We start from the raw sequence: 15,317 nt of genomic DNA, 5'->3' as shown, positions 1-15,317 counted from the left end.
GAGCTAGTTAATTTGTAGTGCGAGTTCTGAGACACGCCCTAACACGGAAGGAGAATTGTTGAAGATGACACATGCGATGAGATTGCGTTTCCTGACTTTGAACCGTTAACTTCATACGTTCAAAGGCTCTGTAACGTTCAGAGTAAACAGGAGCAGTCTGTCCATTTTTGACAATTCTCAGGTAGGCTCTATGCGCAAATCATGTATTCCTGTTTATACTGAATCACAGGCCGTAGCCTGTGATTTTTTTGTTTTTAACTTTGAATTGATGGATTCTTGAGTCTGGTTGGATAAGGAGGTTCAACGTATGTCCATGTTACTTTTCTATTGATACGAGCGGGTATGACTTGCTCGTATCGATCAACGCTATCGATACGAAATCATTAAAAATTTCGGAGGTAGCGAATATGGAAAAATGTTGTTACGAACTTGAACAGGTTAAAATGACCTTTTTAGATAAAGAGATATTGAACATTGAGCGTTTGGCTGTGCATCAATTGGATCGCATCGGAATTGTGGGCGGAAATGGTCAGGGGAAAAGTACACTATTGAGGTTAATCGCGGGACGAATTCAGCCGAGCGCTGGTAGGATCAAACGATATGTGGATCATTCCTATTTTGAACAAATGGAGGCTCCGCATCCTGATGAGCATGTGGCAACGGACGGGGAATGGTTGGGCAGACTAGGCGTTCCCGTCCATCATGAACGGTTAAGTGGAGGGGAGCAGACGAGGCTGAAACTAGCTGGCATGTTTGCGAACTATCACGAAGTGCTCTTGTTCGATGAACCGACGACACATTTGGATCAGGATGGAATTACTTTTTTGCTCAATGAATTGCGGTATTACTATGGTGCGCTGTTAATTATCAGTCATGACCGATCTGTTCTAGATGAGCTTGTCACGACAATATGGGAAGTGAATGATGGTGCGGTTAAGGTGTATTCTGGCAACTATAGTGATTACAAGGCACAGCAGCAATTAGAACGAGATCAACAAAATCAAGCTCACGAGCAGTACGTAAAAGAGAAGAAACGGCTTATGCATGCTGCACAGGACAAGATGAAAAAGGCCGAGAAAATAACGCAAGCAGGCAGTGTCTCCAAACGAGAAACGAAGGCTAAAGCGAACCGCATGTTTGAAACGAAGTCAAAGGGAACGAGTCAGAAAGCTGCGCATCGGGCGGCTAAGGCCATAGAACAGCGAATCGAACAGCTTCATGAAGTAAAGGCGGTACAGGAGCATCGTCCTATTCATTTTCGACAATCCAAAGCGCTAGAGTTGCATAACAAATTTCCGATTATGGCTGATCGTTTAACTCTTCAGGTGCAAAATAATGTATTGCTGGATCAAGTCAGTTTTCAAATTCCTTTGAAACAGAAGGTAGCCATTACTGGATCTAATGGATGTGGGAAAAGTACGTTGCTTCGTCATATCCTAGATGCTAAATCAGGGATTATTTTATCTCCCAAGGCACAGATTGGCTATTTTGATCAAATGAGTTATCGGTTCAGAGGGGATGAAACTGTACTGGAGTTTTTGATGAAACGCTCTGAGTATAATGAAGCGGAGCTGCGGAGTTGTATGCATGCAATGCAATTTACAGGCACTGATCTGAATAAAGAGGTTAGATCGTTAAGTGGTGGGGAAGCCATTCGTCTTCAATTATGTCGATTGTTTCTAGGGCAATATAACATTTTGCTGTTAGATGAACCGACAAACTTTCTGGATACGCGAGCGTTGGAGGCTTTGGAGCAATTTGTAGCTGGCTATGAGGGAACGATCCTATATGTTAGTCATGATCAAACGTTTATCAGAAATACAGCAGATATGAAACTGCATATAGAACATCGAAAAATAACCATGTCATCGTGTGTTTTGTGATGAAGCACAGTTAAATGTGAAGTAAACCAAAGCTGTCCAGCATATTTGGGCAGCTTTGGCTTTGTTACATAGACGGGAGATAGACAATATCGTCGAACTTCCGAGTGAACCTGTTAAAGAGATGCGGAGCAATTATACGTCAACTTTCACAATGGATGAGTTCGTTTGCCCTGTCAGGCGCTGTGGAGGGAAGACCATTCGCACAGGTGCAATGATGATAACTGCAAACAAAGCCTTGATTAGATCGCCGATAATGTAGGGGTAAAATCCTTGAATCATGGCTTCGGTAAATGACATTTTATATTGATAAGCGAGCCATGGCACACCTGAGGCGTAGATCAATAATGACCCGAACAATTCAAGTACAAGGAATGCAAGAAAGTAACCTACGAATCCATTCAGCTTGATTCGTGCAAGGAATAGACCAATGAGCATTGCTGAGAAAGGCCACATCCATACATATCCGCCTGTTGGACCAAGAATAACTGCCATACCGCCCGTGCCGTGAAGCAGTGGGAAACCGATCGCGGTTAATACAACGACGAGGGCGATACTCAGAAATCCATAACGTGGGCCGAGCAATCCTCCAGCCAGCATGACTGCAAGAGTTTGCAGCGTAATGGGTACAGGTGAGAAACCGATGGGGATACTAATATAACCAAACAAAACGAGTATGGCTGCCATAAGGGCACTAAAAACAATTCCGCGCAAAGATAATTTCATGTTTGAACATTCCCTTCATTTTTGCTAATCTTATTGTTAACCAATGATGACGATGTGGTTAACAATTCGGATCGTATCATAAAACAATCAAAAGGGGAAGGACAAAATCTCAATGCAAGATGTAACATCTTTAATTACACTGGACAACGTCCGGGTCTATTATGCTTTATCGCCTGACAAAGTTCAAAAAGCTGTTGATGGCGTATCATTGCATATTCATAAAGGAGAATGGATCAGCATTGTAGGAGCCAATGGAAGTGGCAAAAGTACAATTGCTGGGCTGTTAATCGGTTTTACGCCTCTTTCCGGTGGATCAAGAATGGTTAAACCAGATGTTACGATTCGTGGTGTGTTACAGCACCCCGATGCACAGGTACTCGGAGATACGATTGAAGAAGAGTTTCATTTTGCGCTATCCTCACTCTCCGTATCTGCCGAAGAAAAGCAAAAACGCAGAGAAGAAGCTTTACATACCGTAGGACTTCGGAAGTCGCCCGATGCAGCCATATCTCGGCTATCTGGTGGACAGAAGCAGCTCTTGAATATTGCCGTGGCGCTTGCGGCTAAGCCGGATATCTTAGTGCTAGATGAGCCAACGGCCATGCTCGATCCTGGTGCACGGGAACGCATCGAAAGTATAGTAGAGAATATTATCCAGCAAGGGACTGCTGTGATCTGGATTACGCATCATCTGGAAGAAGCGACGTTATGTGATCGGATTATTGCCATGGACAAAGGAGGCTGTGTCTATGATGGTGACCCGGTTGCGTTCTTCTATACACCTAAGGTTGAAGGGGATGTATCGAGAAATGTAGAGTCGGAATCCATTTGCCGCCAGTTAGGGCTCGACCCACCGTTTACGGTAAAGACTGCATACATTCTTAAACAAAAGGGACTGCTTCTCCAAGCGACACCTCTCCGACCTGAGCAGCTTGTAAGGGAGGTAAACTCTTGAATATTGAGCTAGATCATGTGAGCGTCGCGGGCGCAGAGCTTCATCAACGGGATTTAATTCAAGATGTATCTATCACGCTACGCAGTGGAGAAATTACTCTACTGTTAGGTCGGACTGGATCAGGCAAAACGACAATACTGCAAATGTTAGCTGGTCTGAAGCCTCCTGATAAAGGGACTATCCTACTTGGGGATGAGCCGATCTGGCAGCAAGGTAAAGTTTCGCAGTCGATGTTGTTACGTATGGGGATGGTGTTTCAATTTCCTGAGCAACAGGTCTTTGCCCGAACAATTAAGCGAGAATTCGCTTATTCCATGCGTCCTTACCGGTATACCGAGACTCAGCAGAAGCAATTAATCACACAAGCACTTGGACAGTGGGACAGTGCAAAAGGGCAAACCGATTCACGGCAATTCGACCTGGACGGATCTCCATTCGCGCTGAGTGGAGGAGAGCGTAGACGGCTGGGGCTTGCCTTGGGGACTGTGGTTGATCCTGAATGGTTATTGTTAGACGAACCGTCTGCAGGGCTGGAAGCCAGTAGTGTTTTGTTGCTTTTGGACGCTCTTGCTCAACACCGACTGGATGGACGAGGAGCGGTGGTAGCAACGCATGATTTAGATACCTTTCTACCTATAGCAGACCGGGTCTTAGTACTGCAAGACGGCCAAATCGTAGCGGATTTGACGCCAAGGGAGCTTCACTCGCTGCCGGAGCTTTTGATACAGGTCGGCATGGGTCTGCCGCCTTCGATGCAATTAACGCAGCAATTTGCGGCAGTGGGGTTAACGATGCCGTTGACGGCATTAACACCAGAGGAAATGGCAGCAGGGATTATTCAATTGAAGTCATATGAAGAAGCTGAAACTGAAAATAATGATGGAGAAGGTAGTGCTACTACTGCTGCTGTTAGTCATCCTTTTCACGTACATCAGGGGTGTAGTCATTCAGATTTCAACAACAATGAACATGTCCAAGTGCAAGGTCATCCTATAGACACAAGAAGTTCAAACACGGTTGAACATTCAAGTCAACTGTATCGTACATTAGATCCACGTTTGAAATGGATACTGTATATTTTGCTAGTAACCGCAACGATGCTACAGCATCGTTGGTGGGGGCTAACCTTTACGTTAGTACCTGTAGTATTGGCGCTTGGAATCTTACCACGTCAGGCGCTTGTTAGCTGCATGAAGTTAATGAAGCCGCTGCTGTTCTTTTTCATCATTTCTACAGCTTTGTCAGGAACGACGCTTTCAACTGCGAGCGGAAGTTTGCAACTGGGTTTCTCTCTTATTCAGGCAGAAGCCACCTTACTTAATGTGTATCGTTTATTTATTGTGACCCTTGCAAGCCTATGGTTCTCACTAACAACACCATATGGTCGGATGGTGGAAGGGCTGAATTGGGTACTCGCAATCGGACAAAAGATCAAGTTGCCTGTTACTTCGTTTGCCTTGGCCGTGTCTTTAATCTTTCGTTTTATCCCGATGATCTGGAGTGAGTGGCAACGATTCTCGCTGATTGTGCGCGCACGCGGCAAAGCCGCATTAAGACCTAACACCGTACGTGTGCGTGACCTTGGACCAATGGTAATACCGCTAATTATGTCTTTGTTCCAGCGAGCAGAGGATATGACGATTGCAATGGAGATGCGAAAGGTTAGAGAGAATTATCGTGTTGGATCAACAACATCACTGCTAAAGTGGTCTAAACAGGATACGTGGATCGGTGTAATCGGACTTATGATTTTTATAGGGTATATATGGATTCGAGACCTCTAATGGTTCTGTGATTTCCTTAAGAATTATGCATAAATTTTGTACTGCTTGATCAATCTAATCATGCTTTGACTAGTTCGAAGCGGATAGGAGGTTGGACGATGAAGGACAAATTTTTGCAAGAGGATCGACAGGAATCAACAGATCTATCTACCGTAGAATCACAACGAAATGATCTGTTTCTTGAAGAATTTCCCGAGGGGCCATACGGATCATCACTAATGTCAGAATCTCTTGGGAAAAGTTCACCTTGGCGAGTAGATCAGAGAACGGCACACCGATTTGACTATGAGAATCATGAGCTTCACGAAGGTGATATTAGAGATTATCCAGGTCAGGATGTATTTGATGAATCCGTACCTGATAAGGTGAGCAGACCTCAATATCCAGAGTAAATACGTTTAAGTTAGTCTAATTCATCTATAAATGATAGCCTCCGGCATAAGGATTGCTGGGGGTTATTTATCCTATAGAGGTTGTTCAAAAAGTCCTGAACACGCACATATAGAGAAATTCCACAAATTAGGTTAAAATTGCTTTAGTTAGGAGGGGCATCATGAGAGAAATTGACTAGCGTTACCTGCGTAGACTACATAAATTTAATAAGAGAACGAGAGGATATAACCATGCAAGAAAATGAAATGTTGAGTGAGTTAACGATTGAGTGTAAGGATATTTATTTGCGCGAGTATCGACTTGAGGATTTGGATAAATTACAAGAAATCACGTGGCAGCCAGAGGTTTACGAATTCTTACCGGGATGGAATGCTTCGGCTGAGGATCGGGCGCATTGGTTGGCTGAATACGAGATTCCAGAGAATCAGAAGTTTAAACAAGCCGTCAGAGCTGGGGGAGACATCGGTTCGCTATATCTGCGATTGGCTATTGTTCATAAGGAAACGGATGAGTTTATAGGCTGGTGTTGCTCCGGGATTAAAGAAGAGCTACCCGAGCCTAATCGAGAGATTATGTACGGCATTTCCAAGAACTACAGAAACCGTGGCTATACAACACAGGCTGTTCATGGACTAACGCAATATTTGTTCACTCATACGAATGTGGAATTATTACATGCGATTGCATTGTTAGAGAATGCTGCGTCTAATAAAGTCATACAGAAATGTAATTACAATTTTGTAGATATCATCGAAATAGATCATGAACAGTACAAGCATTACCAGAAAATAAAGGGTTAGTGAACGTATATGTATTCCTTGTGATGTGCTTATGAAGTGATAGCCCCCAAGAGGCTCTAAGGAAATTAGGGCTTCTTGGGGGCTTGAGTTATTTCAGTGACGAAGAAACGAAGTAACCAAATGCTCTATACGTTATGACTTTGTAGCAGTATTAGACGTGCGCTCTTTCCACAGGGGCAGTGTAATTGTAAAGCTTGTACCAGCGCTAATCTGGCTATGCACATTAATGTTCCCACCATGTGATTCTACGATGGAACGGGTAATGGCTAAACCGAGCCCTGCACCGCCTTCTTTTCTGGAACGGGATGAACTGGTTCGGTAAAATCGCTCGAAAATATGATCAATGTGTTCTGGTTCAATGCCCGTGCCATTGTCCTTCACCGTTAGCTCCGCCATGTCCTGATTCGCTAAACATGTGATTGAGATGGAACCGTACTGCGGATCCGTATGCTGTACAGCATTTTGGAACAAATTCAGAATGACTTGCTTCAGCTTGTGGGGATCGCCAACGATATATAATTTAGCTGTCAGCTCCAGTTGTACCTCTCGATCGTGAGCCATCATGATGAGCTGCGGCTGCATTTCATATAAGAGACCATCCAGGGCAAAGACGTCTTGAATACGTTCAGGTGCCTGATCTAGCTTGGTCAACAGTAGCAGGTCTTCAACCAGTTTGTTAATTCGCACAGACTCGCCATACATACTGCTTAGAGCGCTATTTAACTGATCACGATTGGTAGCTGCCCCGCGCTGGAGTACCTCGATGAATCCGTGAATAGACGTTAGCGGAGTGCGCAGTTCATGAGAGGCGTCAGACAGAAAGCGCTGCATTTGTTTTTTGGATTCTCGTTCCGCTTTGAATGATTCTCCCAAACGTTCAAGCATGCCGTTAAAAGAAAATGCTAATTGATCGATCTCCTGTTGTCCTTGGATGACAGGTAATCGTTCACCTAAACTCCCGGCATCGACACGCTGCACGGTCTCCACAATGTTGGATAATGGATTTAACGTTCGCCGCAGAACCTTGGCATACAGTATGAGACCTGTAATCATGGCGAGCAGAGATAACCCAACAAAAATAAGTAATTGTCTCATTACTAAATCATGTATCGGCTGAGTAGCTACGCCCATCTGAACCATTGGTGCTGTTCGATTACGTGGGCCAGGTGAGGCAAATACGATGAGTTGTTCATTGCCTTCACGATCTTTCACCAGTTGATAAGGCACATGTTCATGAGCGTTTAACTGATCTGTTATGTCTTGATAAGCAGCATCAGTCAGGCGAGGGGAGATCAATCCATCTTCACCAAAAACATCTTCAAACGTTGTATCCTGATCAAAAAGAGCTAGTGAACGATCTGGGATATACAACAAACGGTTATTGGACCCACGCCCGTCGGATGAAGCTTGTCCGCCAAAGGGCAGATTTGAAGCTCCGTTACGAGCCTGCACACCAAGCCATACCGGCGGCATAGACATCAGTTGTTCTTCCATCGTCTTGGCCTGGTTTCGATAGAGGAAGCTTTCCATAATCCAAAACTGAAGAATACCAATGAACAGTAGTAGGGCGGCTAACACGAACAGAGAGCGTGTAAGCAACTGTGAACGCAGAGAAGAGTTCTGTGAAAATCGTTGACGGAGTTGATGCAAGTGATGGTATTTTTGCCGTGCTGGAGCCGCCATTATAGATCAACCCTATAACCGACACCGCGAAGTGTGCGAATGAGCTTATGCTCTTTATCCCCGAGTTTCTCACGTAAGGAACGAATATAGACTTCAACGATGTTCTCTTCACCGCCAAAATCATAACCCCATACTCTGCTCAATATCGTTGCTTTACTCAACACAATGCCATGATTCATCACAATGAATTTTAATAGTTCATATTCTGTCGGCGATAATTCCAGCACACGATGGTCATAGGTAATTTCTTTACGCAGATCATCAATGCGGAACGCACTGTATGTGACAGCACCGATTAATAATGGAAATTGATTACGAAGCCTAGCTTGAATCCGGGCAAGTAGCTCATCAAATGCAAATGGTTTGATCATATAATCATCAGCGCCAAGCCATAGACCTTTGACCCGACTTTCAACCTCATCCTTGGCAGTTAGCATAATGACCCCGACTTGAGTACCTGTCTTCCGAAGTCGCTCAACCACCTCGAATCCATCGATCTCTGGCATCATTACATCAAGAATAACCATATGTGGCTGGAATTCATGTGCAATCTCCAGCGCTTCTGCTCCGTGTTCCGCCGTACGTACATCAAATCCTTCATTTCTCAGCCCAAGCTCTAGAAACTGTAAAATATGTGGTTCATCATCAACGAGTAATATTCTAATGCCTGTACTAATCTTCATAGGTGGGCGTTCTCCCCTTATTCACTCCTGTTTATATGCACTATTATGACTCACGAAACTGAAAATTACCTGAAAGGTTGACCGTTTATCCTCAGGCAACATTCAGCGGGCACTCATCCCAAATTTATTTTGACATGTCACAATACTAGACATGAACAATCTAAAGGAGTGATTGAGTTTGAATAATGCTAAACGAAGGATTGATTTTGTCCTTCTACCGATTGTAGTTCTTGCAGCAATCTTGAACGCATACGGCATTTGGAACGACCAATATGCCAATTCCTATTACACGACTGCAGTGGGGAGCATGCTGAGAAGTTTCCATAATTTTTTCTATGCATCCCTTGACTCGACTGGTTCAGTAACGGTCGATAAACCGCCTGTTGTTTTTTGGATTCAGACTGCATTTGCATATGTATTCGGTCTGCATGGATGGAGTGTGATTTTACCTCAAGTCCTCGCAGGAATTGGTGCGGTACTCCTGATCTACTTCATGGTTAAGCCCTCTTATGGACTTGCGGCAGCACGAATTGCTGCACTGGTCATGGCGACTGTACCGGTTGTTGCAGCGGTCAGTCGGACGAACAATATTGATACTATGCTCGTGTTTACTTTACTGCTCGGATCATGGTTTCTATTTAAAGGTGCAAAACAAGGCAGTGCATGGCGAGTATTAATAGCCTTTGCGCTGATCGGACTTGCTTTTAATATGAAAATGCTTCAGGCCTATATGGTTCTTCCAGCATTTTATTTGTTTTACCTGCTCGCTTTTCAAGCAAAATGGCGAAAGAAACTGGTCTTGTTAGTAGGGAGTACGGCTGTAATGGCGGCTATTTCCTTATCGTGGGCGGTCACTGTAGATTCTATTCCAGCCGATGAACGACCTTATATCGGAAGTAGTGAAACGAATTCGGTGCTCGAACTCGCTTTTGGTTATAACGGACTATCCCGGCTAACTGGTAGGCAGAATACTGCAGCTAATGCTGGTATGCCTGACGCATCCAATGTCACCAATCCCCGAAGAAACGGGGGCGATTCGGTATCGACACAGACATCGAATCAGTCCGGAACGGACGGTAACAGCGGAATGAATTTCCCCCAAGGAAATGAGATGCCTAATGGCTTCACCATGCCGCAGGGAGGATTCGGTGGTGGAGGTGGAATGGGTGGCATGTTTGGCACAGGTCAAGCAGGACCATTACGTCTGTTCCAAACCGAACTATCCGGTCAGGCTAGCTGGTTATTACCGTTGGCTCTATTGGGTTGTATTGCAATTTTAACTAGATTAAGACGCAGAAACAGCTCGGATCAAATGAAAGAAGCGATATTCTGGCTTGCGTGGTTGTTGCCGGTAGCGGCATTTTTCAGTGTCGCAGGCTTCTTCCATCAATACTATCTGATTATGCTAGCACCTCCAATAGCTGCATTAAGCGGTGCTGGATTCGTAGCAATGTGGAAAGCGTACAAGGAACGAACCACTTGGCGAGCTTGGCTGTTGCCACTATCTGTGCTATTAACGACCATCTTTGGATGGTACATTATGAAGCCTTTTGATGAAACCATTGGTGCGGGGTGGTCAATCAGCGAGCTGATCGCCGGAATTGTAGTGACGGTTGCTTTGGTCATCATGATGAACCGTACACATCCTTGGAAAGAGGCACTCGTTATCGCGGGTTTCATGGTTACCCTGATCGGTCCTGTCTATTGGGCATTTACGCCAATTACATATGGTGGCAATAGCATGATCCCAGCCGCTGGTCCTAGCGGTTCCAATGGAATGTTTGGCGGTATGAGCATGGGTGGCAGACAGGGTGATCGCAACAATGCAATGACTCCACCGAGTGGGCAAGGAGATACAGAGCAACAGTCTCCATCGTCTGCTGGAGATTCGAGCCCAAATAATTCAAATGTAGGAACACCCCCGTCTATTGGAGGTGGCATGAATGGTACGGGCAATGCACAAGGTATGCCTACGGGTGGTGGACGTGGCGGTTTTGGTAATCGCAATGAAGAGATAGACAGCACGACTCTTCAGTATCTGCGAGAACATAATACAGGTGAGACCTATCTGTTTGCGACGTCTGACTATAATCAAGCAGCCCCATACATTATTGATGAGAATGAAGCGGTCATCACATTAGGGGGCTTCTCTGGTTCTGATCCAGTGTACACAACAGAGCGATTAGAACAGCTTGTGAAGAGTGGGCAATTGAAATACTTCATGATTGGCGGAGGAATGGGCGGCCGTGGAGGCAACTCCGAGATTACGAACTGGATCATGGAGCATGGGACGGAAGTACCTACATCTGAGTGGAGATCCAATTCCGATGAAGGTGGCGGCTTCGGTAATCAGTCTACGTTATATGAAGTGAAATTGTGAGTTACAAATGAAATGAACGTTAAGGAACAAACAGCGAGGGATCTGCCCTTGAAAATATAGGCGTGTAATGATCAAAAGGAGGGAACGATCATGAGTAGAGCCATTCACTACAGTGTCATCATCCCGATGTACAACGAAGAAGCGGTCATAGAGGAAACGTATCGCCGTCTGAAAAAGGTCATGAGTAGTACAGGGGAACCCTACGAGCTGTTATTTGTCAATGACGGTAGTGTGGATCAGAGCGCTCAGATGATTCGGGATTATGCGCGTTGGGACGAAAGTGTGAAATTGATTGATTTTGCCCGGAATTTCGGGCATCAGATCGCCATAACAGCAGGCATGGATTATGCAGCGGGAAGAGCAGTAGTCATTATTGATGCGGATCTTCAGGATCCCCCAGAACTTATTTTAGATATGATTGCTAAATGGAAAGAAGGCTATGAAGTCGTCTACGCCCGCCGTACGAGACGAAGCGGGGAGACTCCATTTAAGAGGTGGTCGGCAAGCCTATTTTATCGTGTGCTACGTGCCTCTACGGATACCGATATTCCCGTGGATACTGGAGATTTCAGGTTGATTGATCGCAAAGTATGTGATGAGATGAAGCGACTTCCAGAGAAAAATCGTTTTGTGCGTGGGCTAGTGAGTTGGGTAGGATTTCGTCAGACAGCGATTGAGTACGAGCGAGATGAACGTCTCGCTGGAGAGACCAAATATCCACTGAAACGAATGTTGAAGCTTAGTCTGGATGGCATTACGTCCTTCTCCTACAAACCACTCAAGATTGCAGGATATGTGGGAGTGATCCTATCCATAGCAGGATTTATCTATATGGTTAGCGTTATTGTGTCTGCTATTTTTACTGATTCTACAATGAAGGGTTGGGCTTCCATTGTCAGCATCATGCTGATGTTTAACGGGTTTATTCTTATAATGCTGGGCATTCTGGGTGAGTATGTCGGGCGAATCTATGATGAAACCAAAGCCCGTCCGTTATACATCGTGAGGGATGTGTATCAGGTAGAAGCTCCGTCCAGACAGGGACATCTGACAGGCAGAATTGCGCATCATGATTAAACGATTCACGACGATAATTAAATTCGGTATTGTTGGCATCTTGAACACTGGGGTCGATGCTGTAGTATTCGCGGTTCTCGCTTTTGTAGGTGTGCCAGCGATGGTTGCCCAGGCGATATCATACAGTTGTGGAATCGTGAACAGCTACTGGTGGAATAATCGATGGACCTTCCGTGATGTAAAGAGTCAAGCACAGCATAAACGAATCGTCCGATTCCTGATTGCCAATCTATTCGTTCTTATATTGTCATCCTTGATTATATATGTAGCCCATAGCTTGTGGAGCTGGAGTCTTGTGAGCAGTAAAGCGGCAGCGACGCTACTTGGCATGTTGATCAACTATCTTATTAGTCGGTATTGGGTGTTCAGATCATCATCTGAGGCAGCTAACGACGTGTCCATTGGGACAAATGAAAGGAGAGAGCATTCCTATGAGAATTAAAAAGGCGGTTATTCCCGCAGCCGGTCTGGGTACACGATTTCTACCAGCGACGAAGGCTCAGCCGAAAGAAATGCTGCCGATTGTAGATAAACCAGCTATTCAATATATTGTAGAAGAAGCCGTGCAATCTGGCATTGAAAATATCATTATTGTTACGGGGCGCAACAAAAAATCCATTGAGGATCATTTTGATAAATCGGTTGAGCTTGAGCAATCATTATACGCCAAAGGGAAACAGGCCTTGTTAGATGAGGTGAGAGCGATAAGCGAGCTAGCAAGTATTCATTTTATCAGGCAAAAGGAACCGTTAGGATTGGGTCATGCGATTGGATGTGCGCGTCAATTCGTTGGAGATGATCCATTTGCCGTGTTGCTTGGCGATGATATTATGGTGTCAGATCCACCTGCGCTGGCACAGATGATTCGTTTATTCGAGAAAACAGATAAGCAGATTGTTGGTGTTCGTTCCGTGCAGACAGCAGATGTGGGTAAGTATGGGATCATAGCTTCGCAGGGGGCAGAGCATGGCGTTCATTGGGTTACAGATCTGGTCGAAAAGCCCTCTATTGCTGATGCACCCTCTCGCACCGCAGTGATGGGACGATATATCCTTAAGCCATCCATTTTTCCCATCTTAGATCGAATCGAGACTGGAGCAGGCGGAGAGTATCAACTAACAGATGCTCTAAAAGAAGTTAGCCAGGAGGAAGATCTGCTGGCATTGGAGCTTGCAGGTCGTCGGTACGATATTGGAGATCAATTCGGATACATCCAAGCTATACTGGAAATCGGATTGATGCGCCAAGAATTACAGCCCATGTTGGCTCCCTATCTACGCAACCTGGCAACGCAGTGGGCTTGATCATTTGGCAGAAACTAGACGTTGATTCTGTCGTTTTTGGATAAAAAATAAAAAAGGGTTTACTTCATAACCGATCTTTTGATATTATAATCGCAATATCAAATGCATTGAAGAGACGAGTAGACTAAAGTATTCTTTTGGCAGAGAGCTCCGGTAGCTGAAAAGGGGTAAAGAATTTTTGGTTGAATAAAGACTCAGAGCAGCACATCGGAACTTTATGAACCTATAAAGGGATGGTGTGACAGGAGCTCCTGTTACAGAGCTAGAGTGTAAGTAGGCACAGCGTACATTGGCGTTGTCGTTCTTAACTCAAAGAGGCTAGTATGGTGACATATTGGCGAATCTGGGTGGTACCACGAGTGATCCAATCTCGTCCCTGAGACTTCGGTCTTGGGGGTGGGATTTTTTTGGTTTTTCCAAGGTGAAGTTTACACGCTTTGGTATTACCTGAATAGGTTTTAATAAGGGAAGAAACAAAGCGTCAGAGCAACCAATTAATGAATATCAGAGACCCAACATTCAACTTACACCGAAAGGAAATGATGATATTATGTCAGCAAAATTGAAAGTCGGCATTGTCGGAGGAACAGGAATGGTAGGTCAGCGTTTTGTGGATCTGCTTAATGGTCATCCATGGTTTGAAGTAACAGCGATCTCAGCAAGTGCAAACTCCGCAGGTAAAACCTACGAGGAATCGGTTCAAGGTAGATGGAAATTGACAGCTCCAATTCCCGAAGGTGTTAAACATATTGTTGTTCAAGATGCTTCCCAAGTTGAAGCATTCGCAAGTCAGGTTGATTTTATCTTCTGTGCGGTTGATATGAAGAAAAACGAGATTCAAGCGCTTGAAGAGGCTTATGCCAAAACAGGCACACCGGTTGTATCTAACAACTCTGCTCATCGCTGGACAGCAGATGTACCGATGGTTATTCCTGAAATTAACCCAGGTCATCTGGAAGTCATTGAAGCGCAAAGAAAACGTCTGGGCACTTCGACTGGATTCATTGCGGTGAAACCGAACTGCTCTATTCAAAGTTATGTACCCGCACTGCACGCTTTGCGTGAATTTGGTCCAACACAGGTTGTAGCTTCCACCTATCAGGCAATTTCAGGAGCAGGCAAGAACTTTACGGACTGGCCAGATATGCTGGACAATGTTATTCCATACATCGGTGGCGAGGAAGAGAAAAGTGAGCAGGAGCCGCTGCGCATCTGGGGCAGTGTTGAGAACAATCAGATCGTGAAAGCATCTTCACCACTGATCACAACGCAATGTATTCGTGTTCCGGTAACGGATGGACACTTGGCTACAGTCTTTGTTAACTTTGAGAACAAACCAAGCAAAGAACAGATCTTGGAGCGTTGGTTGCAATTCAAAGGTCGTCCGCAAGAGCTGGCTCTGCCAAGTGCACCAAAACAGTTCATCACATACTTTGAAGAAGAAAATAGACCACAAACGAAACTGGATCGTGACATCGAGCGTGGAATGGGTGTATCCACAGGTAGATTGCGTGAGGATTCCCTCTACGATTACAAATTCGTTGGACTGTCCCACAACACACTCCGCGGTGCGGCTGGCGGTGCAGTATTGATTGCTGAGTTGCTTAAAGCTGAAGGTTACATTCAGCCGAAATAATTCGGAAGCAACTTGT

The 15,317-nt window shown here is 45.0% G+C and carries 13 protein-coding genes and 1 other annotated feature; of the genes, 10 read left to right on the top strand and 3 right to left on the bottom strand.

All coding sequences use genetic code 11. The features are described 5' to 3' along the window. The first annotated feature begins 407 nt into the window (after nucleotides 1–407). Nucleotides 408–1,883 carry an Msr family ABC-F type ribosomal protection protein gene (locus tag M3636_RS09525; RefSeq protein ID WP_251382269.1) on the top strand — a complete coding sequence of 492 codons (1,476 nt, stop codon included), beginning with the start codon at nucleotides 408–410 and terminating at the stop codon, nucleotides 1,881–1,883. Nucleotides 1,884–2,015: 132 nt separating this feature from the next. Here the strand turns inward: M3636_RS09525 and M3636_RS09520 are convergent, their stop codons facing one another. Next, nucleotides 2,016–2,606, bottom strand: coding sequence for a biotin transporter BioY (locus M3636_RS09520; protein WP_128102401.1), 591 nt, complete (start codon nucleotides 2,604–2,606; stop codon nucleotides 2,016–2,018). 112 nt (nucleotides 2,607–2,718) lie between these two features. Here M3636_RS09520 and M3636_RS09515 point away from each other — a divergent pair, with 112 nt between their 5' ends. The 4 genes from M3636_RS09515 (at nucleotide 2,719) to M3636_RS09500 (ending at nucleotide 6,538) form a co-directional block, all read left to right on the top strand. Further along, on the top strand, nucleotides 2,719–3,561 hold the full coding sequence (locus M3636_RS09515; RefSeq protein ID WP_251382268.1) for an ATP-binding cassette domain-containing protein: 843 nt from the start codon (nucleotides 2,719–2,721) through the stop codon (nucleotides 3,559–3,561). Next, complete coding sequence (locus M3636_RS09510; protein ID WP_251382267.1) at nucleotides 3,558–5,345, top strand: ATP-binding cassette domain-containing protein; 1,788 nt, start codon at nucleotides 3,558–3,560, stop codon at nucleotides 5,343–5,345. The genes M3636_RS09515 and M3636_RS09510 overlap by 4 nt, the downstream gene beginning before the upstream one ends. Nucleotides 5,346–5,443: 98 nt before the next feature. Next, nucleotides 5,444–5,737, top strand: coding sequence for a hypothetical protein (locus tag M3636_RS09505; protein ID WP_145409359.1), 294 nt, complete (start codon nucleotides 5,444–5,446; stop codon nucleotides 5,735–5,737). 231 nt (nucleotides 5,738–5,968) lie between these two features. After that, the gene (locus M3636_RS09500; protein ID WP_251382266.1) at nucleotides 5,969–6,538 is read left to right on the top strand and encodes a GNAT family N-acetyltransferase; all 570 of its coding nucleotides are present in this window, start codon (nucleotides 5,969–5,971) and stop codon (nucleotides 6,536–6,538) included. 132 nt (nucleotides 6,539–6,670) lie between these two features. Here M3636_RS09500 and M3636_RS09495 read toward each other — a convergent pair whose 3' ends face one another. Next, entirely contained in the window at nucleotides 6,671–8,221 is a 1,551-nt protein-coding gene (locus tag M3636_RS09495) for a sensor histidine kinase (protein ID WP_251382265.1), read from the bottom strand. Continuing rightward, entirely contained in the window at nucleotides 8,221–8,904 is a 684-nt protein-coding gene (locus M3636_RS09490; protein WP_251382264.1) for a response regulator transcription factor, read from the bottom strand. The genes M3636_RS09495 and M3636_RS09490 overlap by 1 nt, the downstream gene beginning before the upstream one ends. A 178-nt stretch (nucleotides 8,905–9,082) precedes the next feature. Between M3636_RS09490 and M3636_RS09485 the strand changes: the two genes are divergently transcribed. From M3636_RS09485 to asd, 5 genes are all read left to right on the top strand, one after another. Continuing rightward, nucleotides 9,083–11,284, top strand: a complete 2,202-nt coding sequence (locus tag M3636_RS09485; RefSeq protein WP_251382263.1) for an ArnT family glycosyltransferase — start codon at nucleotides 9,083–9,085, stop codon at nucleotides 11,282–11,284. Between the two features lie 90 nt (nucleotides 11,285–11,374). Beyond that, nucleotides 11,375–12,361: a glycosyltransferase family 2 protein gene (locus tag M3636_RS09480; protein ID WP_251382262.1), complete on the top strand. Its 987-nt coding sequence runs from the start codon at nucleotides 11,375–11,377 to the stop codon at nucleotides 12,359–12,361. Then, nucleotides 12,354–12,803: a GtrA family protein gene (locus M3636_RS09475; protein ID WP_251382261.1), complete on the top strand. Its 450-nt coding sequence runs from the start codon at nucleotides 12,354–12,356 to the stop codon at nucleotides 12,801–12,803. The genes M3636_RS09480 and M3636_RS09475 overlap by 8 nt, the downstream gene beginning before the upstream one ends. After that, nucleotides 12,793–13,665 carry a UTP--glucose-1-phosphate uridylyltransferase GalU gene (gene galU / locus M3636_RS09470; protein ID WP_251382260.1) on the top strand — a complete coding sequence of 291 codons (873 nt, stop codon included), beginning with the start codon at nucleotides 12,793–12,795 and terminating at the stop codon, nucleotides 13,663–13,665. Before M3636_RS09475 ends, galU begins: the two co-directional genes overlap by 11 nt. Nucleotides 13,666–13,763: 98 nt before the next feature. Continuing rightward, nucleotides 13,764–14,046: a binding site (T-box leader), on the top strand. A 169-nt stretch (nucleotides 14,047–14,215) separates the two neighbouring features. Next, a complete protein-coding gene (gene asd, locus M3636_RS09465; RefSeq protein ID WP_251382259.1) occupies nucleotides 14,216–15,301 on the top strand; it encodes an aspartate-semialdehyde dehydrogenase in 1,086 nt (361 codons plus the stop codon). Nucleotides 15,302–15,317: the final 16 nt, after the last annotated feature.

The organism is Paenibacillus sp. MER 99-2 (assembly GCF_023714095.1).
Lineage (GTDB): Bacteria > Bacillota > Bacilli > Paenibacillales > Paenibacillaceae > Paenibacillus.
Note: the sequence above shows the minus strand (reverse complement) of the source record. Positions and strands in the feature narration are given on the sequence as shown.

What these genes read in the sequence shown, in the direction of transcription:
- galU (WP_251382260.1), top strand. Translation starts at nt 12,793, where the DNA reads ATGAGAATTAAAAAGGCGGTTATTCCCGCAGCCGGTCTGGGTACACGA.
- M3636_RS09515 (WP_251382268.1), top strand. Translation starts at nt 2,719, where the DNA reads ATGCAAGATGTAACATCTTTAATTACACTGGACAACGTCCGGGTCTAT.
- M3636_RS09505 (WP_145409359.1), top strand. Translation starts at nt 5,444, where the DNA reads ATGAAGGACAAATTTTTGCAAGAGGATCGACAGGAATCAACAGATCTA.
- M3636_RS09525 (WP_251382269.1), top strand. Translation starts at nt 408, where the DNA reads ATGGAAAAATGTTGTTACGAACTTGAACAGGTTAAAATGACCTTTTTA.
- M3636_RS09500 (WP_251382266.1), top strand. Translation starts at nt 5,969, where the DNA reads ATGCAAGAAAATGAAATGTTGAGTGAGTTAACGATTGAGTGTAAGGAT.
- asd (WP_251382259.1), top strand. Translation starts at nt 14,216, where the DNA reads ATGTCAGCAAAATTGAAAGTCGGCATTGTCGGAGGAACAGGAATGGTA.
- M3636_RS09520 (WP_128102401.1), bottom strand. Translation starts at nt 2,606, where the DNA reads ATGAAATTATCTTTGCGCGGAATTGTTTTTAGTGCCCTTATGGCAGCC.
- M3636_RS09495 (WP_251382265.1), bottom strand. Translation starts at nt 8,221, where the DNA reads ATGGCGGCTCCAGCACGGCAAAAATACCATCACTTGCATCAACTCCGT.
- M3636_RS09490 (WP_251382264.1), bottom strand. Translation starts at nt 8,904, where the DNA reads ATGAAGATTAGTACAGGCATTAGAATATTACTCGTTGATGATGAACCA.
- M3636_RS09480 (WP_251382262.1), top strand. Translation starts at nt 11,375, where the DNA reads ATGAGTAGAGCCATTCACTACAGTGTCATCATCCCGATGTACAACGAA.
- M3636_RS09475 (WP_251382261.1), top strand. Translation starts at nt 12,354, where the DNA reads ATGATTAAACGATTCACGACGATAATTAAATTCGGTATTGTTGGCATC.